The organism is Bradyrhizobium guangzhouense (genome assembly GCF_004114955.1).
GTDB classification, from domain to species: Bacteria; Pseudomonadota; Alphaproteobacteria; order Rhizobiales; family Xanthobacteraceae; genus Bradyrhizobium; species Bradyrhizobium guangzhouense.
Genome location: NZ_CP030053.1, coordinates 7042002 through 7069000, shown reverse-complemented (window position 1 = coordinate 7069000; position 26999 = coordinate 7042002). Strand labels below are relative to the sequence as shown.

General features: G+C 64.0%; 23 protein-coding genes. 13 read left to right on the top strand and 10 right to left on the bottom strand.

Translation table 11 applies throughout. From position 1 onward, the window contains the following. Positions 1-2 precede the first annotated feature (2 nt). Positions 3-1814 carry a caspase family protein gene (locus XH91_RS33615; protein ID WP_128954591.1) on the top strand — a complete coding sequence of 604 codons (1812 nt, stop codon included), beginning with the start codon at positions 3-5 and terminating at the stop codon, positions 1812-1814. A gap of 87 nt (positions 1815-1901) precedes the next feature. Then, positions 1902-2841 (top strand): IS630 family transposase gene (locus XH91_RS33610; RefSeq protein ID WP_128950151.1). Its coding sequence is split into 2 segments (ribosomal slippage): positions 1902-2237 and positions 2239-2841, totalling 939 coding nucleotides; the frame shifts between segments, so codons are not numbered across the junction. 61 nt (positions 2842-2902) lie between these two features. Here XH91_RS33610 and XH91_RS33605 read toward each other — a convergent pair. Together XH91_RS33605 and XH91_RS33600 are read right to left on the bottom strand one after the other, a co-directional pair. After that, entirely contained in the window at positions 2903-3589 is a 687-nt protein-coding gene (locus XH91_RS33605) for a DUF1345 domain-containing protein (RefSeq protein WP_128954590.1), read from the bottom strand. A gap of 233 nt (positions 3590-3822) precedes the next feature. Then, positions 3823-4746 (bottom strand): polyprenyl synthetase family protein, encoded by a 924-nt coding sequence (locus tag XH91_RS33600; RefSeq protein WP_128954589.1) that lies wholly within the window; start codon positions 4744-4746, stop codon positions 3823-3825. A 161-nt stretch (positions 4747-4907) separates the two neighbouring features. On the opposite strand from XH91_RS33600, the gene mtgA reads away from it, so the two are divergent. The 5 genes from mtgA to XH91_RS33575 all read left to right on the top strand — a co-directional run bounded on the left by mtgA (position 4908) and on the right by XH91_RS33575 (position 7706). After that, complete coding sequence (gene mtgA, locus XH91_RS33595) at positions 4908-5582, top strand: monofunctional biosynthetic peptidoglycan transglycosylase (protein WP_128954588.1); 675 nt, start codon at positions 4908-4910, stop codon at positions 5580-5582. A gap of 171 nt (positions 5583-5753) precedes the next feature. Then, positions 5754-5936: a 50S ribosomal protein L32 gene (gene rpmF / locus XH91_RS33590; RefSeq protein WP_007598106.1), complete on the top strand. Its 183-nt coding sequence runs from the start codon at positions 5754-5756 to the stop codon at positions 5934-5936. Positions 5937-6097: 161 nt separating this feature from the next. Next, the gene (locus XH91_RS33585; protein WP_128954587.1) at positions 6098-6739 is read left to right on the top strand and encodes a hypothetical protein; all 642 of its coding nucleotides are present in this window, start codon (positions 6098-6100) and stop codon (positions 6737-6739) included. A gap of 260 nt (positions 6740-6999) precedes the next feature. Next, on the top strand, positions 7000-7368 hold the full coding sequence (locus XH91_RS33580) for a type II toxin-antitoxin system RelE/ParE family toxin (protein WP_128954586.1): 369 nt from the start codon (positions 7000-7002) through the stop codon (positions 7366-7368). Beyond that, the gene (locus tag XH91_RS33575) at positions 7365-7706 is read left to right on the top strand and encodes a helix-turn-helix domain-containing protein (protein WP_128954585.1); all 342 of its coding nucleotides are present in this window, start codon (positions 7365-7367) and stop codon (positions 7704-7706) included. Before XH91_RS33580 ends, XH91_RS33575 begins: the two co-directional genes overlap by 4 nt. Positions 7707-7759: 53 nt before the next feature. Here XH91_RS33575 and XH91_RS33570 read toward each other — a convergent pair whose 3' ends face one another. After that, on the bottom strand, positions 7760-8020 hold the full coding sequence (locus tag XH91_RS33570) for a hypothetical protein (protein ID WP_128954584.1): 261 nt from the start codon (positions 8018-8020) through the stop codon (positions 7760-7762). A 220-nt stretch (positions 8021-8240) separates the two neighbouring features. On the opposite strand from XH91_RS33570, the gene XH91_RS33565 reads away from it, so the two are divergent. Next, positions 8241-9935: a putative bifunctional diguanylate cyclase/phosphodiesterase gene (locus XH91_RS33565; protein ID WP_164933556.1), complete on the top strand. Its 1695-nt coding sequence runs from the start codon at positions 8241-8243 to the stop codon at positions 9933-9935. A 176-nt stretch (positions 9936-10111) separates the two neighbouring features. Here XH91_RS33565 and XH91_RS33560 read toward each other — a convergent pair whose 3' ends face one another. The 4 genes from XH91_RS33560 to XH91_RS33545 all read right to left on the bottom strand — a co-directional run bounded on the left by XH91_RS33560 (position 10112) and on the right by XH91_RS33545 (position 16295). Then, positions 10112-12979: a PAS-domain containing protein gene (locus XH91_RS33560; protein ID WP_128954582.1), complete on the bottom strand. Its 2868-nt coding sequence runs from the start codon at positions 12977-12979 to the stop codon at positions 10112-10114. A 166-nt stretch (positions 12980-13145) separates the two neighbouring features. Then, entirely contained in the window at positions 13146-14021 is an 876-nt protein-coding gene (locus tag XH91_RS33555; protein WP_128954581.1) for an acyl-CoA acyltransferase, read from the bottom strand. Positions 14022-14057: 36 nt separating this feature from the next. Then, positions 14058-15038, bottom strand: a complete 981-nt coding sequence (locus XH91_RS33550; protein ID WP_128954580.1) for an amino acid--[acyl-carrier-protein] ligase — start codon at positions 15036-15038, stop codon at positions 14058-14060. 39 nt (positions 15039-15077) lie between these two features. After that, on the bottom strand, positions 15078-16295 hold the full coding sequence (locus XH91_RS33545) for an acyl-CoA dehydrogenase family protein (protein WP_128954579.1): 1218 nt from the start codon (positions 16293-16295) through the stop codon (positions 15078-15080). A 358-nt stretch (positions 16296-16653) separates the two neighbouring features. Here XH91_RS33545 and XH91_RS33540 point away from each other — a divergent pair, with 358 nt between their 5' ends. From XH91_RS33540 to mtnA, 3 genes are all read left to right on the top strand, one after another. Next, positions 16654-16926 carry a phosphopantetheine-binding protein gene (locus XH91_RS33540; RefSeq protein ID WP_128954578.1) on the top strand — a complete coding sequence of 91 codons (273 nt, stop codon included), beginning with the start codon at positions 16654-16656 and terminating at the stop codon, positions 16924-16926. Positions 16927-17111: 185 nt separating this feature from the next. After that, a complete protein-coding gene (locus XH91_RS33535) occupies positions 17112-17987 on the top strand; it encodes an S-methyl-5'-thioadenosine phosphorylase (protein ID WP_128954577.1) in 876 nt (291 codons plus the stop codon). Positions 17988-18016: 29 nt separating this feature from the next. Then, positions 18017-19129, top strand: coding sequence for an S-methyl-5-thioribose-1-phosphate isomerase (mtnA, locus tag XH91_RS33530; protein WP_128954576.1), 1113 nt, complete (start codon positions 18017-18019; stop codon positions 19127-19129). Between the two features lie 91 nt (positions 19130-19220). Here mtnA and XH91_RS33525 read toward each other — a convergent pair whose 3' ends face one another. Further along, complete coding sequence (locus XH91_RS33525) at positions 19221-19856, bottom strand: HAD-IA family hydrolase (protein WP_164933555.1); 636 nt, start codon at positions 19854-19856, stop codon at positions 19221-19223. An 85-nt stretch (positions 19857-19941) separates the two neighbouring features. On the opposite strand from XH91_RS33525, the gene XH91_RS33520 reads away from it, so the two are divergent. Continuing rightward, positions 19942-20700 (top strand): S1 family peptidase, encoded by a 759-nt coding sequence (locus XH91_RS33520; protein ID WP_128954575.1) that lies wholly within the window; start codon positions 19942-19944, stop codon positions 20698-20700. A gap of 123 nt (positions 20701-20823) precedes the next feature. Next, positions 20824-22326, top strand: coding sequence for a flavin-containing monooxygenase (locus XH91_RS33515; protein ID WP_128954574.1), 1503 nt, complete (start codon positions 20824-20826; stop codon positions 22324-22326). A 235-nt stretch (positions 22327-22561) separates the two neighbouring features. Here XH91_RS33515 and XH91_RS33510 read toward each other — a convergent pair whose 3' ends face one another. Both XH91_RS33510 and XH91_RS33505 read right to left on the bottom strand, forming a co-directional pair. After that, positions 22562-23488 (bottom strand): response regulator, encoded by a 927-nt coding sequence (locus tag XH91_RS33510; RefSeq protein ID WP_164933554.1) that lies wholly within the window; start codon positions 23486-23488, stop codon positions 22562-22564. Further along, positions 23472-26843: a hybrid sensor histidine kinase/response regulator gene (locus XH91_RS33505; RefSeq protein ID WP_128954573.1), complete on the bottom strand. Its 3372-nt coding sequence runs from the start codon at positions 26841-26843 to the stop codon at positions 23472-23474. The genes XH91_RS33510 and XH91_RS33505 overlap by 17 nt, the downstream gene beginning before the upstream one ends. Positions 26844-26999: the final 156 nt, after the last annotated feature.

Sequence of the window (26999 nt, the reverse complement as noted above, 5' to 3'; positions counted from 1 at the left end):
TCATGCGCAATTTGTTCAGACTTTACCCACTGCTCCTCACCGCCGCACTGATGTTTGGCGCCGATCCCGCCTTTGCCGGAAAGCGCGTCGCGCTGGTGCTGGCCAACTCGGCCTATCAGAACGCGCCCTCACTCGCCAATCCCGTCAATGACGGTGCGGTGATGGCCAAGACGCTGAAAGAGGCCGGCTTCGATGTCGTGGATTCCCGCCACGACCTGACCGCGCTCGAGACGCGGCGCGTGCTGCGCGACTTCGCGGATGCGACCCGCGATGCCGACATCGCCGTGGTCTATTATGCCGGCCATGGCATCGAGGTCGATGGTTCCAACTATCTGATTCCTGTCGATGCCAAGCTCGAGCGCGACACCGACGTCTATGACGAGGCGCTGTCGCTCGATCGCGTGCTGGTCGCGGTGGAGCCTGCGAAGCAGCTTCGGTTGGTGATCCTGGATGCCTGCCGCGACAATCCGTTCGGCAAGACCATGAAGCGCACCTTGGCCTCGCGGGGCATCGGCCGTGGTCTGGCCCAGGTCGAGCCGGCCAGCACCAATACGCTGATCGCCTATTCGGCCAAGGCCGGCTTCACCGCGCAGGATGGCGACGGCGCCAACAGCCCCTTCACCATTGCTTTGTCGAAACATCTGACGACGCCGGGCCTCGACGTCCGCCGCGCCTTCGGCTTCGTGCGCGACGACGTGCTCAAGGCGACCGGCAACAAGCAGGAGCCGTTCGTCTACGGCTCGCTCGGCGGCGAGGACGTGCCGCTGGTGCCGGTCAAGGCTGCGCCGGCAGCCGCATCGGTGCCCGCGCCCGCGATCAATCCGCAGGCCGATATGCGCCGCGACTACGAGCTGGCGCTGCAGGTCGGCAACAAGGCGGCATGGGAAGCGTTCCTGGCCCAGCATCCGGACGGCTTCTACGCGAACCTTGCCAAGCTGCAGATCGACAAGATCCAGGCCGAGCAGGTTCATGCTGCCGCAACCGAGAAGGCGAAGCAGGCCGAGGCCGAGCGTGACCGTCTCGTTGCGATTGGCGCACAGACGGATGCGCAAGCCAAGGCCGCGGCTGACGCGAAGGCGGCCGAGCAGGCCCAGCTCGTCGCGCAGAAAGCCAAGGAGCAGGCGCAACAGCAGGCTGCCGCCGCCGAGCAGCAGCGGGTCAATCTCGCGGCCGCGACGCCGGGCGCTGCGCCGGTCAGCGCCGCTAGCCCTGCCGGGACCAATGTCGCGTCGCTGACGCCTCTTGATCTCAGCCGTTCGGTGCAGACCGAGCTCGGCCGCGTCGGCTGTTTCTCCGGACAGGCGGACGGCGTCTGGAACGCGTCCACGCAGCGGTCGCTGTCGCAGTTCAACCGCTATGCAGGCACCAAGCTCGACGTGAAGGTGGCGAGCACGGACGCGCTCGACGCGGTCAAGTCAAAGCCGTCGCGCGTCTGCCCGCTGGTCTGCGAGCACGGCTTCAAGGCCGATGGCGACGTCTGCAGCAAGATCGTCTGTGGTGACGGCTATGCGCTGAACGACGACAATGAATGCGAGAAGCAGCGTGCCGCAAAACCCGCGACGGCCAAGCGCGACGACCGCGATGAGCGGCCGGCAAGACAGCGTCGCCAGTCCGGCGGTGCGGCTGCCGGAGCGGAGGGCAGCCACGGTGCCGCTGCGGGCATTGCCGCTGCCGCTGGCGCCGGCCGCGGCGCGGGCAGCGGTCAGATTTTCTGCAACACCATCGGCTGCCGTCCGGTCTCGCGTGGCTGTCATCTCGAATTTCGCGGCGGTGGCGGCCCCCATAACGACGCAAATGTCGAGGTGTGTAATTAGAGCATGTTGGGGTCGACTTGAATCGCAGGGATTCCCAAAGGGAGCGAACCGTGATTCATCCTTGAGACCGGGAGGAGGCCGGCAGGGATGGCGCATGGAGAAGCTCTTCGCATTCGGGTGATCAAGGCCGTCGTTGAGGATGGCCTTTCGCGGAACGAGGCGGCCCGGATATTCCGGGTCGGGATCGCGAGCGCGATCCGCTGGGTGAAGGCGTTTGAGGAAACGCAGCGCACGGCGGCTTTGCCGACCGGCGGTGACCGGCGTTCTGTGCTGAAGCCGCATCGGGACTGGCTCTTGGAGCTTCGGCGCAAAGAGAACGATCTGACGCTCGATGCGATCGCCGAGCGACTGCTTCGCAGGCATGGCGTCGAAGCCGACAAGTCGATGCTGTCGCGCTTCTTTGCCGGTGAGGGCATCAGCTTCAAAAAAAACCGTGCACGCCAGCGAACAGGATCGTCCCGACGTCGTTGAGCGCCGACAAGCGTGGCGGTGCGCGCAAACCAGCCTTGGCGGTCGGCTCATCTTCCTCGACGAGACCTGGACGACGACGGCGATGACGCGTCGTTACGCCTGGGCCGATGTCGGCACACGCGCCTTGGGCCATGCGCCGCACGGACATTGGAAGACGACGACGTTCCTTGCCGGCCTGACCTGCAAGGGGCTGATAGCGCCGTTTGTGCTCGACGGGCCGATCAACGCCGAGTGCTTCTTCGCCTATGTCGAGCAAATCCTCGTCCCCGCGCTGCGCGAAGGCGACACGGTGATCCTCGACAATTTGTCGAGCCATAAGAACGAAGCGGCTCGGCGTCTCATCGCCGACGCCGGCGCGAGCCTCCTGTTCCTGCCGCCCTACAGCCCCGATCTCAATCCAATCGAGATGGCCTTCGCCAAACTCAAAGAACTGCTGCGCCAAGCCCAAGCTAGAACCGTCGATGCCCTCTGGGACCTCATTGGCCGCTCTCTAAGCCTCTTTACCCCCGAAGAATGCGCCAATTACATCCGTCATTGCGGGTACAATCCGCTTTGATCGCAACTCGCTCTAGGGTCACAGCGTCAGCGCCGGCTTGCGCGACGGTTGCAGACCACGGTCAAGTCGCGATCGCGCTCGCCGCGATGTTGACCGTAAGCGCCAGCAGGGCGGTGTTGTAGATGAACGAGACGATACCATGCGCGGTGGCGGTGCGGCGGATGGTCTTGTCGGTGATGCCGACATCGGAGACCTGCGCGGTCATGCCGATCACGAACGAGAAATAGACGAAGTCCCAATAATCCGCGTGATCTTCCTTGTCGCCGCTCGGAAACTGCAATCCGCCGGCCGGGGGGCGGTAATAGTCATGGGCGTAATGCAGCGCGAAGGTCGTGTGCACGGCGGCCCAGGACAGCGCGATGGTGCTGATCGCAATGGTCAGCTCCATGGCGCCGCGGTGCGGCGTGCCGAGCTCATAGACGATCGCGGCAATGCTGGCGAACGCACCGATCGCCGTCACCAGCAGGATCACGAAACGGCCGTCGTCCTGCATCGCCGCCGCACGGCGGATGTGCTGATGGTCGTTGCACAGCATCATCGTGTAGACCAGCACGAGATAGACCGCGATCAGTGCGTCCCAGCCGAACAGCAGCCGCGTCACCAGCCGGTATGAACCGGGAATGAGCAGGCAGACGAGGAGGCCGACGGCAAGCGAGATGAAGGTCCGCGGCCGCGCATAGATCAGCCGCATCGGCCGCGACATCTGGCGGAAACGGGCGAGGACGGGGTCTTCTTTGTCAGTAGCCATGAACGTAGCGGCTCTCTCGCTCAACTCTCGTTGTCCCGGCATCGTAGGTGCGCTCCCTCCCCCGCTCTTGTCTCGCCGAAGCCCGCCTTCGGGCGAAGGCGGATGCGGGGAGGGTAGGGGAGAGGGTGCCTCCGCGATGGGACACTCCCCAGAGGAGAGAACCCTCACCCGGATCGCTGTCGCGATCCGACCTCTCCCGCAAGCAAGCGGGAGAGGTGAGGAGCCCGGAGCTATCAGTTCTTTCGTTCGGCCACAAACCGCGCGGCGGCTTGCAGCACGGCGGCGCGGTCGCCGAAGATCGACACCGCGCTGTCGGCGCGGGCCAGCAGGTCGCGCACGCGCTGCTTGGCGCCGTCGATGCCGAGCTGGGTCACGAAGGTGGTCTTGCCGAGCACGGCATCGGCGCCGGCCGGCTTGCCGAGCGCGGCCGCATCGCCTTCGACGTCGAGCAGATCGTCGGCGATCTGGAAGGCCTCGCCGAGCGCGCGGCCGTAATCGTCGAGCGCCTGATATTCTTGTCGAGAAGCCTGGCCGAGAAGCGCGCCGGCGATGCAGCCGTAGCGCAGCAGCGCACCGGTCTTCATCTGCTGAATACGGGCGACGTCAACAGCCTCGTTGCCGCCAAAGCGGCCTTCGCCGGCGAGGTCGAGAATCTGGCCGCCGACCATGCCGCCGATGCCGGCGCAGCGTGCCAGCGCGCGCGTCAGCAGCAGCCGCACATTGGCGTCGCGATGCACCTCATCGCGGGTGATGATGTCGAAAGCGATGGTCAAAAGACCGTCGCCGGCGAGGATCGCGGTCGCATCATCGGTCTGCTTGTGCAGGGTCGGCCGGCCGCGGCGCAGGTCCGAATTGTCCATCGCCGGCAGATCGTCATGGATCAGCGAATAGCAATGGATGCATTCGAGCGCTGCGCCCACCAGCAGCGCGGCCTCGCGGGGAACCCCGAACACGGCCGCACTCTCGACCACCAGGAACGGACGCAGGCGCTTGCCGCCGTTCAGGCTCGAATAGCGCATGGCGTCCATCAGCCGCTTGGGGCGGGCGATCTCATCGTGCAGGATGTCGTCCGACAGCAAACGCCCGAGCAAGGCTTCGGTGTCATCAGCGGTCTTGTCCAGACGCTTGGCGAAATCGGACGGGGACGTGCCGGTCATCAAGAAAGGCTCCAGAACTAAAATTCGGCGGGACAATCCTTTATGCGCCCGTTCCAGTCAATCGTTTGGAAGGCCTAAAAAGTGCTGGAAAAGGCCCGAATTATCACAGACTTAATGCCGGGATCCGTGACCGCGTTTCATTTCCCGCCGGAAAGGTCGATTTGCGCATCGTCAAAATCCTGCTGGTAGCGCTCGCGATCGTGGCTCTCGTGCCCTACGTGGTCGCGCCGTTCTATCGCACCGGTCACCCGGTTTCGACGCTGATGGCCTGGCGATCGCTGACCGGCGCGCCGATGCATCGCCAATGGATCGATCTGGCCGAGATGTCGCCTTACCTGCCGCGCTCGGTGGTGGCGGCCGAGGATGCCCATTTCTGCAAGCATCACGGCATCGATTGGGGCGCCCTGCGCGAGGCGATCAACGACGCGCAGGAGGACGGCACCGCCTTCCGCGGCGCCTCCACCATCACCCAGCAGGTGGCGAAAAACCTGTTCCTCTGGCAGGGGCGGGATTTCGTCCGCAAGGCGCTGGAGTTTCCGCTGGCGCTCTGGATCGATTTCGTCCTGCCCAAGCACCGGATCCTGGAAATTTACCTCAACATCGCCGAGCTCGGGCCCCAGGGCCAGTTCGGGGCGGAGACCGGCAGCGTCTATGCCTTCGGCAAGTCGGCCGCCAATCTTTCCCCCCGGGAGGCGGCCCTGCTGGCCTCGATCCTGCCGAATCCGGTCAAACGCAGCGCCAGGGTTCCGGGACCGGGCGTCAGGCGGCTGGCCGGGACCTATGTGGCCAGGGCGCAGGCCGCCTGGCTTTTGACCTGCTGGCGGGAAAAACGCTGAATTCAGGCCCTTTTCGGGCGTATTTTCCGCTCCTGAACCCTAGCTTTACGGCCAGCCTTCCTCTATAAGCCCGGCCTTGATCGGCATTCAGCTCGCCTCGTATTGCGGGTGCTGAGCCGTCCCCTCGCGGGACGATGCCCGGATGAACACCAATCCCTAGAGGATATCGAAATGGCCGTTCCGAGACGTAAAACTTCGCCGTCGCGCCGTGGCATGCGCCGCTCGGCAGACGCCATCAAGAAGCCGACCTATGTGGAAGACAAGGACTCCGGCGAGCTCCGTCGTCCGCACCATCTCGACCTCAAGACCGGCATGTACAAGGGTCGTCAGGTCCTGAAGAAGAAAGAGTCCTAAAGACTCTTCGCGGGCAGGGTTATCCTCGATCAGGATGACGTGATCCGCCTGATTTCGGCCGAACCATGAGATATGACAGTGACGGCGGCGCAGCGAATGCTTCGCCGCCGCGTTGTCCTGCCCGGACATCTTGATACATTGATCGAGAAGGCGCTTTGCCGATGGTCGGTTTCCCGCTGCTCCTGATTCCGCTCGCGGTCTACAATATCATCGCCTTCCTGATGCCCAGCGTGTCCTTCTCGGACGTGCTGTTCAAGGTGCCGATGATCACGGGGCAACCTTGGCCGGTCACGCTGGCCGATCTGCTGCTGGCGCTCGGTGTGTTGCTGCTGCTGCTCGAAGTGGTCAAGGGCGCACGGCCCGGCGCAAAATTCCTGATGGATCATCTGCTGTCGCTGATCATCTTCGGCGCCGCCGCGGCCGAATTCGTGATGTGGCCCAAATTCGGCAACTCCACTTATTTCCTGCTGGTGCTGCTTTCGATGGCCGATTTCCTCGGCGGTATTGCGCAACGCACACGCCGCCGCATTGCCTATGTGGCCACGGAGACCGTGACAGTGCCGCGCAAGGCCAAGCGCCAGACGGCGGAGGTGCCGACGCCAGCGTCAACGTTCGAGCCGAAGCTCGATCCCGTGCCCGCACCGCAGCCTCAGCCACCCGCACCCTCGGCGCAATCGGTGGCCGAATCCGTCTTGATGGATCATCCCGCTCCGAAGCCGGGCTTCTCGCCGTCGCCGGAAATTCCCTCGCCGCATCTGCAGCCGGGCAACGGCACGCCGTCCTCGCCCGAAGAGCCGCGCTGATTGCACGGCAGCACTGGTGCGCGCCCCTCGCGCGCGTTCTGGCGCAAGCGTGCGGGCGTCAGCCCGTCGCTCAACTGCGGCTACAACACGAAACAGCGCTCTTTGCCCACCTCGGCGTCGGCGCTGCCCGAGATCGCTTAAGCCGAACCGGCCATTTGCGCCCCACGTTATATGCGCTTCCAAAAATGCAAGATTCTCGCTCCCAGTTGCTTGCAAAATAAAGTCCAAAGAACTATAGTTCACTGGACTAGTGAGGAAGCTTGCCGGTCTACCAGCTCAAAACATTCGCCCGCTTTGCTCGCGGCGAAAAGATTGCGGCGAAACGTCTGCTCGATGCCATTGAACGAGCTGAACGCGGGTTGGTGGATGCCGATCTAGGCGGCGGGCTCATCAAGCAGCGCGTTGCCCGGCAGGGGCAGGGCCGGAGTGGCGGTTATCGTATGATGATCGCATTCCGGGCCAAGGATTTTTCGCTCTTCTTGTTCGGCTTCGCCAAAAGCGATGAGAGCAACGTCGATGATCGGCAGTTGGCCGTCCTGCGCCGGATCGCAACCGCGTGGCTTTCAGCCGATGCCGCGTCGATCACAAAGGCTGTTCAACAGGGGGAGCTCATCGAGGTGACACCATGACCAAGAAGAAAGAGCAACTGTCTGACCGCTTCGCTCGCGAGATGACCGAAACCGCCGACGCCATGCACAAGCTCGGCATCATGGACGCGCAAGCCCACAAGCTGACGATGCGCGAGCTGAACCGCACCACGTCAGCCGCTACCGTGGCACCCCTAAGCGGCGCGGAAATCAGGAAGCTGCGCGAGCAGGCGAACATGAGCCAAGCTGTTTTCGCAAAATTCCTGCATCTGACGGTGGATCATGTGTCCAAATTGGAGCGTGGGACAAAACGTCCGAACGGCCCCGCCCTCGTGCTGCTCAATGTGATCCGCCGAAAAGGTATTGAGGCTATCCTCTGAAACTTTGCCTTCCCCAAACGGGAGAAGCGAAGAGATCGCCGCACCGGGCGGCGTCAAGCCACTTGCCGCGTGCGCGAGCTGACGCTGGGCAGCGGGCGCTTGCTGCCATAGGCCATGCGGGCGTCCTCGGACGAGCCGCGGCGCAGCCGGCTTGTCTGGGGTAAATGCTCGGCATTGGCGATCAGCTGGGTGACGAAGCTCGGATCGGGGCGCGTCAGCTTCACCTTGCGGACCAGCTGTAAAACCGGCGTGAGCGGGACCAGCGCGGTACTCGCTTCCCGCGTTGTGTCTTCGATCTGATCCGCATTCACCATCGCAACACCGCTGATCCGGTTTGAACTGGCGCGTTTTGGGACGCTGGCGCCGGTGCATGTGATGGTCTCGCAAGGCCTATGCCGGCCGAGCCTATTCCGTTCCGCTCGTCTCGGGAACGTGGTTTCCAAATTGTTTATGAACTTTACCTAGGGTCGGAGGCGAATCTGGCCGTATCCTGTGCCGGCCCAGGACTCCCCGCTGTCCCGAAACGAGGCGCCTTTGACCCCTGCATTGCCGCAAGCCTCCGAAATCCTCGCCGCCCTCGGCGAGGCCCTCTTCGTCTGGGATCTCGCCAGCGACGCGATCGTCTGGGGCGAGCAGGCCGGCGCCATCTTCCCCGGCATCCCCGCCGAGCGGCTCGCGACCGGCGCCGAGTTCGCCAAGTTGATCGAGCCAGCGCAAACATTGCGGAGCGCGGCGCTGGCGCAGACCTCCGCCGTGCACGGCGCCGACGGCACGCCCTACCGGGTCGAATATGGCGTGCGCATGAACGCGTCCGATCCCTTGGTCTGGATCGAGGAGACCGGTCGCTGGTTCGCGGGTGCCGACGGTCGCCCGACGCGCGCGATCGGCTCTATCAGGATCAACAACGAGCGGCACGCCCGCGATGAGGAGTTGACCAGGCTTGCCCGGCTCGATCCGCTGACCGGCGAGCTCAACCGCTCGCATCTGATCGCGGCGCTCGCCGAAGCGATCGAGGAGACGAGCCGCTTCCGCTCGACCGCGGCCTTCATGCTGGTCGGGATCGATCATCTTGCCCGCGTCAACGACGCCTTCGGCTTCGATGTGGCCGATGCCGTGATCCTCGACGTCGCCAGAAGGATCCGCACGCGCTTGCGCGGCGGCGACGTGCTCGGCCGTTTCTCGGGCAACAAGTTCGGCCTGATCCTGAAGAATTGCACCGTCGACGACATGAATGTCGCCGCCGAGCGCTTCCTCGCCGGTGTCCGTGACGAGGTGGTGCCGACCAAATCCGGTCCGGTCTCGGTCACCGTCTCGATCGGCGCCGTCAGTCTGCCGCGCTACGCGCGCAACACCGACGAGGCGATCAATCGCGCCCATGAGACGCTGGACGCCGCCAAGCGCCGCCGCGCCGGCTCGTTCGCGGCCTGGCGCCCGGATGCGACCCGTGATGCGCAGCGCCGTGTCAACATCCGGGTCACCGACGAGATCGTCACCGCGCTCAACGAACGTCGGATCAGGCTCGCTTACGAGCCGGTGGTGTCGGCCGCCACGCGCGAGGGTGCATTCCACGAATGCCTGGTGCGGATGGACCAGGGCGATGGCCAGGTGTTGCTCGCACCCGACATCGTGCCGGTCGCCGAGCGGCTCGGCCTGATCAGGCTGGTCGACCATCGCGTGCTCGAGCTCGTGGTCGCCGAGCTTGCAGCGGCGCCCGATGTCAGGCTCAGCCTTAACATCTCGCCCGATACCACAATGGATCCCGACTGGTGGGCCGGTATAGAATCGCTGATGCGCGCCCATCCAGGCGTTGCCGAACGGCTGATCGTGGAGATCACCGAGACGGTCGCGATCCAGGATATCGACGACGTCCGCGCCTTCGTCAGCCGGCTCAAGAATTTCGGCAGCCGCATCGCCATCGACGATTTCGGCGCCGGCTACACCTCGTTCCGCAACTTACGCAAGCTCGGCGTGGATATCGTGAAGATCGACGGTGCCTTCGTGCAGAACATCATCCATTCCGCCGATGACCGCGCCTTCGTGCAGACCCTGATCGACCTCGCCCGCCGCCTCGACATCAAGACCGTGGCCGAATGGGTGCAGGACGAGGAGGCCGCCGCCATGCTGCGCGACTGGGGCTGCGACTACATCCAGGGCCGCCTGATCGGGCTGGCGTCGGCCGATCGTCCGTGGTGTCAGCCGCCGGACAGCGCGCTGCCTGCGGCCAGCTGAACGGGTAGGGTGGATTAGCGTAGCGTAATCCACCCCTTTTGGTTCCGCAGACGCCGACCTTGGTGGATTACGCCTTCGGCTAATCCCCTACGCTTGCGACGAATTTCTCCTGTGAGATCAATGCCAGTTCTACTGTGCATGGGGTTGTTTTCGAATTTGACGAGAAGAGACCAAGCTCACGCCACGCGGCGGACCGCGTTTAGCGTCGCGATGGTCAGCTCCACCTCGGCCGCCGGGCATGGCTTGCCGAAATAATAGCCCTGAACCGCGGTGCAGCCGCATTCGCGGACGAAGTCGAGCTGCTCGATTGTCTCGACGCCTTCCGCCGTGGTCTCGACGCCGAGCACCGAGCCGAGGCTGGCGATGGTGCGGACGATGGCGATGCTCTCCGGGCTTTCGCCGAGCGTGCCGACGAAGGAACGGTCGATCTTGATGCGGTCGAACGGAAACTTGCGCAGGTAGCTGAGCGAGGAATAGCCGACGCCGAAATCATCCAGGCTGACGCGCACGCCGAGCGCGCGGAGCTGATGCAGCATCTCGATCGTTGCTTCGCTGTCGTCGAGCAGCGCCGTCTCGGTGACCTCGAGCTCCAGCCGTTGCGGCGGCAGGCCGGCTTCCGCAAGCGCGCTCGTCACCATCGCCACCAGTCCGCGCGCGTGGAATTGCACGGGGGACAGGTTCACCGCGACCGTGACCTCAGGCCATGAGGCGGCTGTGGCGCAGGCGGTGCGCAGCACCCACTCGCCGATCGGAACGATCAGGCCGTTCTCCTCGGCGATCGGAATGAACTCGGCCGGCGAGACGAAGCCGCGCGAGGGATGCTTCCAGCGCAGCAGCGCCTCGAAGCCGGTGAGCTCGGTGGTGTCGAGCCGCACCTGCGGCTGGAACACCAGATGGAATTGGTTGCCTTCCAGCGCGCTGCGCAGATCGTGCTCGAGCGCGTGCCGGCTGCGCGCCTCTTCTTCCATCCTGGGCTCGAACAGCTGATAGGCGCCGCGTCCCTTGGCCTTGGCCTGGTACAGCGCGAGATCGGCGCATTTCATCAGCTCGTCGGCATCCAGGCCGTGATCGGGCGCGATTGCGATGCCGACCGAGACGCCGACATGGATCGACTGGCTTTCCAGCGGCGGCGGGCGGCCGATGATCTCGACCAGGCGCCGCGCCAGCCGCTCCGCCGATTGCGGCTGCGGCCCGCGCTGGAGCACGGCGAACTCGTCGCCGCCGAGGCGGGCGACGGTGTCGTGCTCGCCGACGTTCTCCCTCAGCCGCGCCGCGACCCAGCGCAGCAGCCGGTCGCCGGCGGCGTGGCCGAGCCGGTCGTTGACGGTCTTGAAATTGTCGAGGTCGAAGCAAAGCACGGCCATGGCGCCGCCGGCGATGGCGACCTGGTTCAGCCCTTCGCCCATCTTCTCGCGGAACAGCGTGCGGTTGGGCAGGTCCGTCAGAGAGTCGTGCTGCGCCATATGCGCGACGCGCGCCTGGGCCTTGTGACGCTCGGTGACGTCTTCATAGGTGACGACCCAGCCGCCGTGCTCCATCCGCTTGTGGTTGAGCTTGATGATGCGGCCGTCGCTCAAATGGCGATGCAGCGTATGCTCGCCCTCGCGCAGCCGCTCGACATAGTCGGCATAGAGCTTGGCGGCGGTCGTGTTCGGATGGATGCCGAGATCGCAGCTGTGCTCCATGATCTCGCGCATCGAGACGCCGGGTTTCACGATATCGGGCGACAGGCCGTACATCTCGATATAACGGCGGTTGCAGACGATCACGTGCAGGCTCGAATCGAGCATGCACAGTCCCTGGCTCATGTTGTTCAGTGCGGCGTCGAAACGGCGGTATTGCTCGCTGAGCTCCTCGACCGCGTGCTCGCGCTCGGTGATGTCCTCGTAGGTGGCGACGAAGCCGCCCTCGGGAAGTGCGCAGTAGCGCACCGAGATCACGGTGTCGTTGATCATGCGCCGGCGCATCGGCGAGGAATCGCGATTCGCGATCCTGGCCCGGGCGGCCTCCAGGATCTGCTGCGGGCTGTATTCGGACGCGAAGGCGCCGTTTGCGATCGACCGTTCGATCAGCTCGGAGAGATGCGTGCCCGGCTTGCTCTCCTCGGGCGACAGCCGGTAGATCTTCTGATAGGTCGAGTTGCAGACGCGCAGGCGCATGTCGCTGTCGTAGAAAGCGAGCCCATGCGCCATGTTCTCGAGCGCGGCATCCAGCATGAGGTTTTGCTGTTTCAGGGTTTCTTCATGCAGCAGCCGTTCGGTCACGTCCTCATGCACCGTGACCCAGCCGCCGTCCGGCATGAAGCGGGACACGGCCTGCACCTTGCGGCCGTCATAGCGCGTCACCAGAACGGTCTTCGGGCTCCTGGTTAGGACGTCGTTGATCCGGCTGTCGCGGAACGCGTCTGCGGACATCTCCGCCCTGTTACCGCGCGACAGCCAGTGGTCGATGGCTGCGCTGTGCGCGACGCCCGGCTTCAGGACGTCGGGGTCGAGGTCGTAGAATTGCAGGAAGCGCTCGTTGCAGACGACGACGCGGCCGTCGGCATCGTACATGATGAGGCCGTGCGACATGTGGGCGAGCGCGTGCTGGCTGCGCTCGGTCTGAAGCTGCAGCTCGGTCTCGAGGCGGGCGAGACGGCTGACGTCGTCGCAAATCGTCATCCAGCCGCCGCCGGGGAGCGGCTTCAGGTCGAGCGTGATGACAAGGCCGCTTGCGAGCGTCTGCCTGGTCTGGAACGGCTCGCCAGCCGCAATCAAGGCGATCCGCGAAGCGTAGAGCGCGTCGAGCTCATCCGCGGGGATATTCCCGCGCGCCACGCTGTGGGCAAGCACGTCGCGGTAGCGCGTCCCGAGCCGGACGATGTCGGGTGACAAGTCGAACAGCTCGTTATAGCGGCGGTTGACCAGCACGATCCGGTTGTCGGCATCGTAGACGCAGACGCCCTGTTCCATGCCGTCGAGCGCAAGCTGGCTCAGCGACAGCAGGGCCTGCTGGCCTTGCTCGCGGCGTGCACCGAGCTCGTTGTCGCGGGTCGAAATCATGGAATCTGCGGGATCTCGGTGGCAACAGACTTAACGCAACGTAATTCAGCCGCTGACCGTAGCGAAGAGGCGGGAAAATTCCCTTAAGCGCCGTAGTTTACGGAGGGTGTCTACTGATGCAGGGAATGTGGACTGCAAATCGCGGCGTCGTAATCGCGTACCGCGCCTACGGCCCGTACAGCACGAGTTCGGTGTCCGTGAGATCGGCCAGTCGCGGGCGATGCGGGCCCTTGAAATATTTGCGGCCGCGGCGCTCGGTATAAACACCGACTAGGCCGGGGATGGGCTCGTTGGAATCGACGATCACCGAGACCTTGCCGAGCCGCAGCAGCAGCCTGCCGATGCGGCCGGCGCAGGCGGCGTATTCGGCGGCGCTGCGGCAGTAGATCAGCTGCATCACCGGCGGTGCGATGAAACCGCGGCGGATGCGCACCGGTTGCAGGATGAAGGGGAACACGCCCTTCGGCGTGCGGCAGACCAGGCTGAGGCAATTGTAGCGCGCATGCCGCGTCAGCAGTTCGGTCTCGGCCTCGGAAAGCCCCTCGATCGTCTTGGTGTGCTGGGAGATGACCTCGATCTTGCTCCAGCGCGGCGCGCGTGACAGCGCCGGAACCGAGACGAACAGACCGCGACAATAGGCGCGAAAGCCTTGCGTCTCGACGATCGGCCAGGTCCACGGCGCCGGGCTGATGTTGAGATAGGTGACGTGCTTGTGCCGCTGCGCGATCTTGGTCAGCAGAGGCGCGTAATTGCGGTAGGCCGGCTCGACATACCAGCTCGACAGGTTGCACTGGATGGCGGTCTCCGCGCCGTCCTCGCGCGCGGTGTAGATCAGAAGCAGCACGCCGACCGGTTCGCCGTCATTGTCGAGCATGTAGCCGAAGCGCGGATAGCCGTCCGGCACCGGCCGGAAGGCCTGCCGGCGCAGGCCCTGGATCCAGTAATTGTGCGAGCGGCCGACGAAGCCGCGCGTCAAGAGGTCCGCGACCGCATCGACGTCGGCTTCCGTAATCTCGCGGCATCGGACCTTGGTGTGGATCACGCTCGTCTTGCCCGTGGAAATGGTCGGCCTCTTGTCTTATCGCCAACCTTCGCCATGGGCGTCGGCCGCGACCTGCGGCTGCAGGCCAAGGATGTCCCGCACCTTGGCGGGCCAGGCGGAAAGATCGGTGCCGTGGGTATGGAACATGGCGACGGCCAGGCGATCCATGCCGAAGGCGACGCAACCGGTGTGGGCCGGCTCGCCATTGGCGTCCTGGATGCCCCAGGTCGTACCGAAATGCTCACGATGATAGTTGAAGCTCATGCAGGCGGTCGGCTGCTCTTCCGAGCGCAGCGGGATCAGAAGCTCGAATTTGAGCTGCTGCTGCTTCTGGCTCACCGCCTTCATCTGGCCGACGCGGCCGAAGAAGGGGTCGCTGGCGTAGTCGACGCGGAAGGAGAGGCCGAGATCGGTCGCGATCTTCTGCGCGCGCACCATCCAGCGCTCGCGGAAATCGGCGACGTCATCGGGCGTGCCGATGCAGACATATTCGCGCATCCGGAACGATTGCAGCCGGTCGAGATGCTTTGACGGCTCGCGGCGGAAGCAATCGGCCGCGACATCGAAGCGCAGGCCGCCCTTGGGCAAAGGTCCGCGGCTCGCGGCGATCGGGTAGACGGGATAGCAGGCGGCTGGCGACAGGACGAGGTCGGCAGGCGAGAGCGAGGTGGTCCAGTCACCGCCGGCATCGAAGCGGCTCACCGCGGCGTTGATCTCGCGCTCGGTGCCGTGCAGGCCGCAGACGCAGCCGAGAAGATTGGGAAAGCTCTTGAGATAGCCCGATTTTTCGAGCTGCGCGCGGCTCATCACCGGCGGAAAGCGCATCACCTCGGTGCCGGCTTCGCGATTGCTGGTGATCAGCGCGGCGAGCTTCTCGACGATACCCTCATAGAGCGCCGTGCGCGCATAGACGCCGTCGGAGCCCATGCGGTGGAACAGCTTCTCGGCGAGATGATCGAGCGGATCGACGACCTGCGGCGCAGTCTCGGGTGAGTCGGGGAGGACGGCAATGTTCATCGTTCGATGTCCTGCTATCTGCAAATTGTTCTTGTTGGTTTAGTCACGAAGGCTCGTCGGGATGCCGCTCATCAGGGTGGAGGTGGCGGCATTGGCCAGGATGCGATCGTTATTGATCATGATGGGTGACGACAGCACGTCGCGCAGGTGGCGGCCCATGGTGAACTCGCCGTCGTTGCGGTAGCCGGCGAGGCCCGCGGTACGCATGGCATGCATCACGGTCTCGACCGCGAGCTCGGAGGCCTGCACCTTCAACAGCGTGATCGAGGACTGGAAATCGAGCGAGCCGAGAGCGCGCTCGTCGTGCTCGGCGCGGGCAAAGGCGTCGAGATTGGCCGATATCAGCGCGCGCAGCTTTGCCAGCGACATTTTCGCGGCGGTGAAGTGCGCGGCGGCCGGCGGCATCTGGCCACCGGAGGAGCGGGCGGCCTTGCGGACGAAGGCCTGCGCACGTGTGACCGAGGCAGCGGCAATGCCGGCCCAGGTTGACGACCAGCACAGATGTGCAAACGGCGTCATGGTCTGTGCGTGAATCTTGTCATAGGCCTCCGGGAAGACGCGGTCGGCAGGGCAGTCGACCTTCAGCTCGAAGCCGGTCGAGCAGGTGCCGCGCATGCCCAGCGTTTCCCAGCCTTGCGTCTGTTTCAGCGAATAATCGTCCTTGGCGAGCGCCAGCAGTACCTGGTCGGAGGCCGCCGCCTCGGTGGCACGCCGGGCGATGGTGACGAGGCCGTCGGCCTGAGCGCCGTAGGAGATCACGGTGGCGTCGCGCATCAGCGAGACAGTGTCGCCGGCGTGATCGACAGCGGCCGCGCTGGCGCGGATGTTGCCGCCGTTCTGGCCTTCGGTCGTGGAAGAGGCGAGCAGCCACTGGTCGCGGGCGACCCGGCGCATCATGGTTTCCATCCAGGGGATACCGTGACCGTGCCTGATGATGCAGGCGACCTTGGTCGTGTGCATCGCATAGATCATCGCGGTCGAGGCGCAGGCGCGCCCGAGCGTGTAGCAGATGTCGGTGACGTCGTGGATCGAGGCACCGAACCCGCCGAACTCGACCGGGATCATGACGCCGAGCAGTTTTTGCTCACGCGCGGTATCAAATGCCTTGTGCGGGAAGCGGGCGTCGCGATCGACGCCGTCGGCCTCGGCCGCAGCCACGCTGGCGGTGCGCGCCGCGCGCTCGATCAACGACGGGCCGTGCTCGAGAAGGCTCGGCTGCGCTTCGTCGAAAGTCTGGACAGCTTCACGTACGTTCATACTCGTCCGCCTCCGCTTCGTCGTTCAGGATCGTCGGCACCATTCGCGATGCCGCTGAAAGAGATCCTCCGACCATCTTTGCTTGTGAGATGAGGCTACGGATTTAATTCAAATTCGTCGATGAAATAGAGGGTAAACGAACCGCAATTCCCGACGAACAGTTAAGGTCCGGTTGTTTGCATTGTCCTGATTTCGATGATCGCGTTAGGGTTCTGGAAGAGGGACGAATTCCGGACAATCTGAGTCATCGTTTACTAAGAAACGCGAAGTAATGGTGACGCCCATTGTGGGATCGGCCCGCCACGCCCATCGTACCGGGCAATGGGTCCGACCCTTTAGACATACGGGAATTTTAACCATGCAGGCCTTCGACACCGACGTGCGTAACCGCATCATCAAGCTGGTGGAGGGCATCCTCGAGCAGAACGCGCTCAGCGCTGACGTCACGCCGTCGACAAAGCTCGTCGATGCCGGCATGACCTCGATGGACATGGTCAATCTGATGCTGGGCGTCGAAGCCGAGTTCGACTTCACGATTCCGCAAACCGAGATCACGCCGGAGAATTTCCAGTCCGTCGAGACGCTGGAACGGATGATCGCGACCCAGCTGAAGCTGGCGAAAGCGGCTTAGCACGGGCTCTTTAACCTTCGTCATTGCGAGCGCAGCGAAGCAATCCAGACGACCTCCGCGGCGGTAGTCTGGATTGCTTCGTCGCTGCGCTCCTCGCAATGACGTCAATTGGCGCTATCCCCCGTTCCAAATCTTTCCCAAAACTGCTTTAACCATGTCGCACGTGGCGGACAGGGTGGAGCGGAATGGCACAGGCGATATTGGGCATCATCGGCGGCTCCGGCATCTACGATTTGCCGGGTCTGGAGGGCGCGCACGAAGAGGTGATCAGGAGCCCCTGGGGCGAGCCGTCGGCGCCGGTGCGGCGTGGTACCATCGCAGGCCTGCCGATCGTGTTCCTGCCGCGCCATGACAAGGGGCACCGGCTCTCGCCCTCGGACATCAACTACCGCGCCAATATCGACGTGTTGAAGCGCGCCGGCGTCACCGATCTGATTTCGCTCTCGGCCTGCGGTTCCTTCAAGGACGAGATGCCGCCCGGCACCTTTGTTCTGGTCGATCAGTTCGTCGATCGTACCCACAAGCGCGAGAGTTCGTTCTTCGGCAAGGGGTGCGTTGCGCATGTCTCGATGGCGCACCCGGTGTCGCCGCGGCTGCGCATTCATCTTACCGCGGCGGCCGAGGCCGAGGGCATCGCGATCGCGCGTGGCGGCACCTATGTCTGCATGGAAGGGCCGCAATTCTCCACCTATGCGGAGAGCATGACTTACAAGACGCTGGGCTATTCCGTGATCGGTATGACCAACATGCCCGAGGCAAAGCTCGCGCGCGAGGCCGAGATCTGCTACGCGACCGTGGCAATGGTGACGGATTTCGACTGCTGGCACCCCGATCACGACGCGGTCACGGTGCAGGACATCATCCGCGTGCTGACCTCCAACGCCGACAAGGCCAAGGCGCTGGTGGCGCGGCTGGCCAGGGATTTCCCGCGCGAGCATGAGGCGTGTCCGATCGGCTCGGACCGTGCGCTCGACACCGCGCTGATCACCGCGCCCGAGGCGCGCGATCCCGAACTGTTGAAGAAGCTCGACGCGGTGGCCGGGCGCATCCTGCGCGGCTAAGGCGCAAGACGAACGAAAAGGCAGATGCCATGAAGGTCGACGGCAAGCATTTCCGCAGCATCTGGCGCGAGCGCGACGGCTGGTCGGTCGGTGCAATCGATCAGCGCCAACTGCCGCATGAGTTCGTCGTCGCACGTTTGGTTTCGTGCGAGGATGCCGTGGTGGCGATCCGCGACATGTTGGTGCGCGGTGCGCCGCTGATCGGCGCCACCGCCGCCTACGGCATGGCGCTGGCGATGCGCGAGGATGCCTCCGATGCCGGACTGAAGCGCGCCTACGATACCTTGGTCGTGGCCCGGCCGACCGCGATCAATCTGAAATGGGCGCTCGACGAGATGCGCGCGGCACTCGCGCCGATCGATCCGGTCGAGCGGGCGGAAGCGGCCTATGCGCGCGCCGATGAGATCGTCGAGCAGGACGTCGAGATCAACCGTGGCATCGCCGGCAACGGCCTGAAGCTGATCGAGACGATCGCGGCCAAGAAGAAGCCGGGTGAGACCGTCAACGTGCTGACCCATTGCAACGCCGGCTGGCTCGCGACCGTCGACTGGGGCACCGCGACGGCGCCGATCTATCTCGCGCATGAGCGTGGCATCAAGATCCATGTCTGGGTCGATGAGACCCGTCCGCGCAACCAGGGTGCCTCGCTCACCGCGTGGGAGCTCGGCCATCACGGCGTGCCGCACACCGTGATCCCCGACAACACCGGCGGGCACCTGATGCAGCACGGCATGGTTGACCTTGCCATCGTCGGCACCGACCGGGTCGCTGCCAATGGCGACGTCTGCAACAAGATCGGCACCTATTTGAAGGCGCTCGCCGCCCACGACAACGGCGTGCCGTTCTATGTCGCGCTGCCGTCACCCACGATCGATTTCGCGGTCGACGACGGCATCAGGGACATCCCGATCGAGCAGCGCAGTGGCACGGAGGTCACCGACATGACCGGCCGTACCGCTGATGGCCGGCTGGAGACCGTGCGCATCGTGCCGGAAGGCTCGCCCGTCGCGAACTACGCCTTCGACGTGACCCCGGCGCGGCTCGTGACCGGTCTCATCACCGAGCGTGGTGTGCTGAAGCCGGATCGTGCTTCGCTGGCTGAGGCGTTCCCGGAGCGGGTTGCGGCGAGGTCCGTGCCTTAGGGCGGGTTAGGCGAAGCCGTAACCCACCACTTGCGTTCGGCGCTTGTTGCGCGATGGTGGGTTACGCTACGCCTAACCCACCCTACGCTCCCTACCCCAGCTTCATCCCCGTCGCCTTCTCGAGCTCCGCGAGCGCTTGCGCGCTGCTCGTGACTTTGATGGTGGTCATGCCCATCTCGCGCGCGGGTTTCAGATTGACGCCGAGGTCGTCGAGATAGACGCACTTCTTCGGATCGACCTTCAGCGTTTCGACCATCAGTTGGTAGATGCGCGGGTCGGGCTTGCGCAGGCCGATCTTGGCGGATTCGATGACGTGGTCGAACAGCACCATCACTTCGGCGACATAGAGCGTGCGTCCGGTCATGCTGCCGATCGCGTTGGCCGGCAGGTTGTTGGTGATGCAGCCGGTCTTGAACTGCGCCTTGATGCGCTTCAGCGCCGCGACCATCTCGGGGCGGAGATCGCCCTGCAGCAGCGGCAGCACGTCGCGACCGCGCACTTCGGCGCCGAGTGCGAGCGATTCTGCCGCAAATAATTGATCGAATGTCTCGACATCGACCTCGGCGCGCTCGAACTTGGCCCAGGCATTTTCCAGATGGTTGGCGGCGTTGGTGCGCCTGATGATGTCGGAGGGCAGGCCACGTTCCGTCTCGAACCGAGAGAACGCCTCGAACGGCGAGCTCGTCAACACACCGCCGAAATCAAAGATCACCGCCTCAATCGTCACTGTCCCGTCCTCGTCATTTGCTTTCCAAGAGGGCTAGCATGCGCTATCGGCAAGGGCCAGTCCTGCCGACGCCAGAGCGTGTTCCATGAAGACTCTTGCAACTCTCATCATATCTATGCTGCTGCTTGCCACGCAGGCGCATGCCATCGTCGGTGGTGGGACGCCGCAGACGGAAGGCGTTGCGCGCGCAGTCGTCACCATCGTCGGCTCGCGCGGCAATTTCTGCACGGGCACATTGATCGCCCCGAAGCTTGTGCTGACAGTCGCGCACTGCGTGCAGCCCGGCGCGGATTACAAGATCGTCGATCATGGTGCAGACGGTCAGCCGCAACTGCTAAACGTGCGCACCGTTGCGATCCATCCGAGCTTCAACATGCAGGCAATGCTGGCGCATCGCGCCACGGCTGACGTGGCATTGCTGCAACTGGAAATTCCACTCAAGGGAAAATCGACGGTGCCGGTCGGCGCGCCGAATATTCCGATTCGGGTCGGCAGCCGCTTCACCATCGCCGGTATCGGCGTCACCGTGCGCGGCGATGGCAAGAGTGGCGGCACGATTCGCGTTGCCGGCCTCGTCGTGACCGGTCAGCCCGGTACGTTCCAGATCCGTCTGGTCGATCCGGTAACCAACGGTGTTCGCGATGGAATCGGCGCCTGCACCGGCGATTCCGGTGGTCCCGTGTTCGAGGACAAGCCTGGTGGTGCCGTGCTCGTCGGCGTCATCAGCTGGTCGACAGGCCCGAATAATGCCGCGGGCTGCGGCGGCTTGACCGGCGTCACGCCGCTCACGCTCTATCGCGACTGGATCCTGCAGACGGCGCGGAGCTGGGGCGCAGCGTTGTAGTTTGATCGCGACTTGATCTATGTCATTTTGCAAGGGAAGCGCGATGGGCGACCATGCCCCCTCGCGGAGGAAACGCGCCGCCGATCAAGGGCGGCCTAAAAAAGACAAGGCATAGAAGCAACAATGAATGTCGCTGTTCGCAGTCACGCCACGGCCAAGCAGGCCTCGGAACATTTCGACGTGCTGATCGTCGGCGCCGGCATCTCCGGCATCGGCAGTGCCTATCACATCGAGAAGCAGCTGCCGGGCACGAGCTACGTCATCCTGGAAACGCAGGCGACGTTCGGCGGCACCTGGTCTACGCATCGCTATCCCGGCATCCGTTCGGACAGCGATCTCCATACCTTCGGCTACAGCTTCAAGCCCTGGGTCGGGCCGCCGATCGCGACTGCCGAGGAAATCCTCGCCTATATGAACGAGGTGATCGACGACAACGATATCGCCCGCCACATCCGCTACAAGCACAAGATCCTCTCGGCGAGCTGGTCGAGCGAGCAGAATCTCTGGACCGTCGATGCGGTGACGACCGACACCGGCGAGACGAAGATCTTCACGGCCAACTTCCTCTGGATGTGCCAGGGTTATTATCGCCATTCGGAAGGCTACACGCCGGAATGGAAGGGCATGGACCGCTTTAAGGGGCGCATCGTCCATCCGCAGACCTGGCCCGACGACATCGATCTCAAGGGCAAGAAGGTCGTCGTGATCGGCTCCGGCGCGACGGCCGCGACGTTGGTGCCTAACATCGCGGACGACTGCGCGCACGTCACCATGCTGCAGCGCTCGCCGACCTATTTCCGCCTGGGCCGCAACGCGATCGAGATCGCCGAGGAGCTGCGCCGGCTCCAGGTCGACGAAGCCTGGATCCACGAGATCGTTCGCCGCAAGATTTTGTTCGAGCAGGATGCGTTCACAAAGCTCTGCTTGGCCAAGCCCGAGCAGGTGAAGAAGGAGCTGATCGGCCAGATCAGCGCGGTGCTTGGTCCGGACTACGACGTCGAGACGCATTTCACGCCGAGCTATCGCCCTTGGCGGCAGCGCATCGCCTTCGTGCCCGATGCCGATCTGTTCAAGGGCATCGCCAGCGGCAAGGCCTCTGTGGTCACCGACGAGATCGAGTGCTTTGTCGAGAACGGCATCCAGCTCAAGTCGGGCAAATTGCTCGAGCCCGACGTCGTCGTCACTGCGACGGGCTTCAATCTCTCCGCGCTCGGCGACATCGCCTTCGAGATCGACGGCAAGCCGCTCGCCTTCGGCGATACCGTCACCTATCGCGGCATGATGTTCACGGGCGTGCCGAACATGGTCTGGGTGTTCGGCTATTTCCGCGCGAGCTGGACTTTGCGCGTCGATCTCGTTGCCGATTTTGTTTGCCGCCTGCTCGGTCACATGAAGGCAAAGGGGGCGAAGAAGGTCGAGGTGAGCTTGCGGCCCGAAGACCACAACATGCCGATCCTGCCCTGGATCGATCCGGAAAACTTCAATCCCGGCTACATCATGCGCAACATGAACCTGCTGCCCAAGCGCGGCGACAAGCCGGAATGGCAGCACAGCCAGGATTACTGGACCGAGAAGGACGAGATCCCGAAAACGGATCTGGATGACAAGGCGTTTGTGTATGGGTGAGATGATCGTCGTCGGTGTAGTTGAGCACCAGAAGGCGCCATAAACTCCTCTGTCATCCCGGGGCGCGAAGCGAACCCGGGATCCATAACCACAGAAGTGGTTGTAGGGTCGAGAGGGTCACTCCGAGTCTTCGCCAAACATCTGCTTGTGGATATGGGTTCCGGATCTGCGCTTCGCTTGTCCGGAACGACACTGTTCGCTGGGTCAGCGGCGCCTCAACTCATCCTTACCGCGGCTACGAATTCCTCCTTGTCGCATTCGTTGCAATCGCTGCGGCCGCCGTTCGGTTCTCCACACCGAGCTTGGCGTAAATCTGCTCCAGATGCTTGTCGACCGTGCGCGGGCTCAACCCCAAAATCTGTGCGATGTCGCGGTTGGTCTTGCCCTTGCTGAGCCAGGCCAGCACTTCGCCCTCGCGCGTGGTGAGGCCGAGCTCGCTCGTAAACTCCGGCGGCAGCGCGGTGCCGGCTTCCTTCGACAGCCGCAGCAGAAACTCGTTCGGCGCGGTTTCGCCCATGTAGTAGAAGCGGAGCTGCGGATTGCCGGGCAAGGACGCGGCCTGCGACTTCGCGCTGCCCTTGGCTTTCGCCTGCTCCAGCCATTGCAGCAGCGACGGCGGCAGGACGAAGTCGTCGGCCTGCATGCCGTGGTGATCGGCCAGCAGCTTCTGCGCCTGCGGCGTCGCCCAGAGAATGTGGCCCTGACGGTTGACTGCGAACAGGAAGCGGCCGGAGACATCGAGGGCGGCGCGCGCGCTCTGGGTCAGCCGCGCATTGCCGAGATGGACGCGGATGCGGGCCAGCATCTCCTCGATCACAATCGGCTTCGTCACGTAGTCGACACCGCCGGCCTCCAGCCCGCGTACGATGTGCTCGGTCTCTGCAAGGCCGGTCATGAAGATCACGGGGACGTTGGCAAGGCCCGTGTCGCGCTTGAGGCGGCGGCAGGTCTCGAACCCGTCCATGCCCGGCATCACGGCATCGAGCAGCACGATGTCGGGCGTGATCTGGTCGACGATGCGCATCGCGCTCGCGCCGTCCAGCGCGACCATCACCGTCATCCCGGCGCCGTCGAGCGCATCGGTCAGCAGCCTCAGGGTCTCCGGCGAGTCGTCGACAACGAGCGCGACGTCGCGCTTTTTCGGCTCAATGCTCATAAGCATGCAGTGTTTTCAATGTTGTCATGTATTGATCGAGATCAAAGCGATCGACCAGCGATCGCATTTCGGCAACGAAGTCGGCGTGTTCAGGATGCTCGCTGCCGATCTCGTCCAGCTTGAGCTGGATGGCTTTGACGTAGCCGATCTGGCCGAGCCCGATCAGCGCCTCGATGTGCCTGACCGGGGGCCGCGAGCCGCTCTCCGGCCGCCACAGCGGCACGACCGTCTCGTCGGACCCGTATTGCCATTCGATCTTGAGCAATTGCCGGATGGTCTCCAACAATCGGGGGATGTCGATCGGCTTCATCAGATAGCCGTCGTGGAACGGCTGTGCGAGCGGTGCGCCATGCGCCTCCAGCGCGCTCGCCGATACCATGAGAATGCGGGCCTGGTGGTGACCGTTTGCGCGCAGCTGCTCCGCTACGGTCCAGCCGTCCATGCTCGGCATGGAGATGTCGAGAAGGAACAGATCAGGCCGACAGTGCTGCGCCAGCGCGAGACAGCCGGGGCCGTCGGCGGCGCTCAGCAGGATGAAGCCGAGCGGCGTCAACACCTCGCGCAGGAGATCGCGATGAACAGGATCATCGTCGGTGATGAGAATGGTTTTGCGCGCACCGTGATAGCCTGAGACCGGCGCCTCCACCGGCGCGGTGCGCCTGGGGTTGGTGACCTCGGACAGCAGCATCTTCACCTTGAACGTGCTGCCGCGGCCAACGGTGCTCGTGACCTTGATGTCGCCGCCCATCACGCCGGCGAGCAACCGGCTGATGGTGAGTCCCAGTCCCGTGCCCGTCTGGGGTTGCGACACACCGAGCGCGCCGCGCTCGAAGGGTGCGAAGATGCGCTCGAGATCGTCGCCCTGGATGCCGGGGCCGGTGTCGATCACCTCGAACTCGGCGACCGGGCTGCGATAATGCACGACGAACTGCACGCTGCCGGTCTGGGTGAATTTGATCGCGTTGGAGAGCAGGTTGATCAGCACCTGACGCAGGCGCTTCTCGTCGGCATAGACCACCGTCGGCAATGTCGCGGGACGCCGGAACACGAAATCGATGCCCTTGGCGCCAGCCTGGAGGCGGAACATGCCGACGAGCTGATCGAGGAATTCGCTCAGGCGGACTTCGTCGCGGGAGAGATAAAGCCTGCCAGCCTCGATCTTGGAAATATCCAGAATGCCGTCGATCAGGCCGGAGAGATGGTCGGCGCTGCGACGGACGACGCGAACCTGATCGCGCGGCTTGGTGTTCAGGGTCGCGTCCTGCTCCAGCAATTGCGCATAGCCGCTGATTGCGTTCAACGGCGAGCGCAGCTCGTGGCTGAGGCCGACGACATAGCGGCTCTTTGCGAGGTTGGCGGACTCGGCGACCTCCTTGGCACGCTGGAGCTCGGCGTCGGTGCGCTTGTGCGCGTCGATTTCCTGGATCAAGAGCGCGGTCTGCCGCCGCGTCTCGGCTTCCGCCGCGCGGCGACTCTGCTGTGCCAGCACGAACAGCCAGGCGACCACGCCGATGATGATGCTGAGCGAGAAGAACACCTTCCACAGCACATTGGAGACCAGCCCGTTCTCGCCATGCACGCTCGCCGAGGTCTGCAGATAGATCAGCCCGAGCACCAGCGCGACGAGGCCGGCGGAGACCACGAACACGCCGATATAGTGCCCGAACTGCGAGTTGATGCGCTGATAGATCGGCTGCGGCAGGATCTTGCCGAGCGCCTCGGAAAACTGCACCTGCGCGCGTCCATGCGGCTTGCAGAGATCGTGGCAGCGGGCATCGAGCGAGCAGCACAGCGAGCAGATCGGGCCGGCATAGGCCGGGCAGGAGGTGGTGTCCTCGGGCTCGAAGCTGTGCTCGCAGATACAGCACTGGATCGCCTCGATATTGGCCCAGCTCCGCTTCGGCTTGCGTGCGATGTAGAATTTTCCGTCCGTCAGCCAGGCGATCACGGGCGCGGTGACGAAAGCCACCGTCAGTGCGACGAAGGCTGCGAGCGCCTTCATGGTCGGACCGAACAGGCCGTAGAACGCCGCGATCGAGACGATGATCGCCAGCGTCATTGCGCCGACGCCGACCGGATTGATGTCGTAGAGATGCGCCCGCTTGAACTCCATCTGCGGCGGACGGAGGCCGAGCGGCTTGTTGATGACGAGGTCGGACACCAGCGCGCCGACCCAGGCAATCGCGACGTTGGAATACAGCGCCAGCGTCTGCTCCAGCGCCTTGTAGACACCGATCTCCATCAACAGCAGCGCAACCATCACATTGAAGACCAGCCAGACCACGCGTCCGGGATGGCTGTGCGTCAGTCGCGAGAAGAAATTCGACCACGCGATCGAGCCGGCATAGGCGTTGGTGACGTTGATCTTGATCTGCGAAAGAACCACGAAGAAGCCGGTCAGTGCCAGCGCGAGATCCGGATCCGACAGCACGTAGCGAAATGCCACCAGATACATATGCGCGGGCTCGGCGGCTTCCTCGGGCGGCACGCCGTGGCTGAGCGCAAAGAAGGCGAGGAACGAGCCCGCCAGCAGCTTCAGTGCGCCGAGCACGATCCAGCCCGGTCCTGCGCTCATCAACGCAATCCACCACGACGCCTTGGAGGTGCGGCGGTCGCGCGGCAGAAATCGCAGGAAGTCGACCTGCTCGCCGATCTGCGCAACCAGCGAGAATACGACGGAGGACGCAACGCCGAACAGCAGCAGATCGAAATGACCGCCGAGGTCGCCGTGCTCGCCGGCGAATTTGTGCCATTCGGCGAACGAGTGCGGATTGGCCCAGGCAATCGCGCCAAAAGGCAGGATGTGCAGCACGACCCAGAGCGGCTGCGTCCAAAGCTGGAAGCGGCTGATCAGCGTGATGCCGTAGGTCACCAGCGGGATGATCGCGATCGCGCTGATGAGGTACCCGATCGGGCGGGGGATGCCCAAGCACATCTCCAGCGCGGTCGCCAGGATCACCGCCTCGATGGCAAAAAAGATGAACGTGAAGGAGGCGTAGATCAGCGAGGTGACGGTCGAGCCGATATAGCCGAAGCCGGCGCCGCGGGTGAGGAGGTCAATGTCGATGCCGCATTTGGCGGCGTAATAGGCAATCGGAACGCCGCAGCAGAAGATGATGGCAGAGACCACGAGAATTGCGGACGCGGCGTTGGTGACGCCGTAGTTGAGGGTGATGGTGCCGCCGATCGCCTCCAGCACCAGGAAGGAGATCGCGCCGATCGCGGTGTTGGCGACGCGTGCGGCTGACCAGCGCCGCGCGCTCTTGGCGGTGAAGCGCAGCGCGTAGTCTTCCAGCGTCTGGTTGGCGACCCATTGGTTGTATTGGCGCCTGACGCGGTCTATTCGCTGCCGCCCTGCCACGCTTTACCCCACTCCCGATACGGACCCGGAGCCCTCGCAAATCCCGTACCAAAAGCCTACGTCGGTATTTTGCGGTGCAGTATACGCGATCTTGCGTATGCTTGCGGTGCACAAATTCGAGCCATCCTCACGGCACCAATCGCGTGTCCTCGAACA

Excerpts from the sequence above, each read along its gene's own strand:
- XH91_RS33540 (WP_128954578.1), top strand. The coding sequence starts at position 16,654 with ATGCAGGCCTTCGACACCGACGTGCGTAACCGCATCATCAAGCTGGTG.
- XH91_RS33515 (WP_128954574.1), top strand. The coding sequence starts at position 20,824 with ATGAATGTCGCTGTTCGCAGTCACGCCACGGCCAAGCAGGCCTCGGAA.
- mtnA (WP_128954576.1), top strand. The coding sequence starts at position 18,017 with ATGAAGGTCGACGGCAAGCATTTCCGCAGCATCTGGCGCGAGCGCGAC.
- XH91_RS33510 (WP_164933554.1), bottom strand. The coding sequence starts at position 23,488 with ATGCTTATGAGCATTGAGCCGAAAAAGCGCGACGTCGCGCTCGTTGTC.
- XH91_RS33520 (WP_128954575.1), top strand. The coding sequence starts at position 19,942 with ATGAAGACTCTTGCAACTCTCATCATATCTATGCTGCTGCTTGCCACG.
- XH91_RS33550 (WP_128954580.1), bottom strand. The coding sequence starts at position 15,038 with ATGAACATTGCCGTCCTCCCCGACTCACCCGAGACTGCGCCGCAGGTC.
- XH91_RS33615 (WP_128954591.1), top strand. The coding sequence starts at position 3 with ATGCGCAATTTGTTCAGACTTTACCCACTGCTCCTCACCGCCGCACTG.
- XH91_RS33605 (WP_128954590.1), bottom strand. The coding sequence starts at position 3,589 with ATGGCTACTGACAAAGAAGACCCCGTCCTCGCCCGTTTCCGCCAGATG.
- XH91_RS33600 (WP_128954589.1), bottom strand. The coding sequence starts at position 4,746 with ATGACCGGCACGTCCCCGTCCGATTTCGCCAAGCGTCTGGACAAGACC.
- rpmF (WP_007598106.1), top strand. The coding sequence starts at position 5,754 with ATGGCCGTTCCGAGACGTAAAACTTCGCCGTCGCGCCGTGGCATGCGC.
- XH91_RS33535 (WP_128954577.1), top strand. The coding sequence starts at position 17,112 with ATGGCACAGGCGATATTGGGCATCATCGGCGGCTCCGGCATCTACGAT.
- XH91_RS33545 (WP_128954579.1), bottom strand. The coding sequence starts at position 16,295 with ATGAACGTACGTGAAGCTGTCCAGACTTTCGACGAAGCGCAGCCGAGC.
- XH91_RS33575 (WP_128954585.1), top strand. The coding sequence starts at position 7,365 with ATGACCAAGAAGAAAGAGCAACTGTCTGACCGCTTCGCTCGCGAGATG.
- XH91_RS33570 (WP_128954584.1), bottom strand. The coding sequence starts at position 8,020 with ATGGTGAATGCGGATCAGATCGAAGACACAACGCGGGAAGCGAGTACC.
- XH91_RS33585 (WP_128954587.1), top strand. The coding sequence starts at position 6,098 with ATGGTCGGTTTCCCGCTGCTCCTGATTCCGCTCGCGGTCTACAATATC.
- XH91_RS33560 (WP_128954582.1), bottom strand. The coding sequence starts at position 12,979 with ATGATTTCGACCCGCGACAACGAGCTCGGTGCACGCCGCGAGCAAGGC.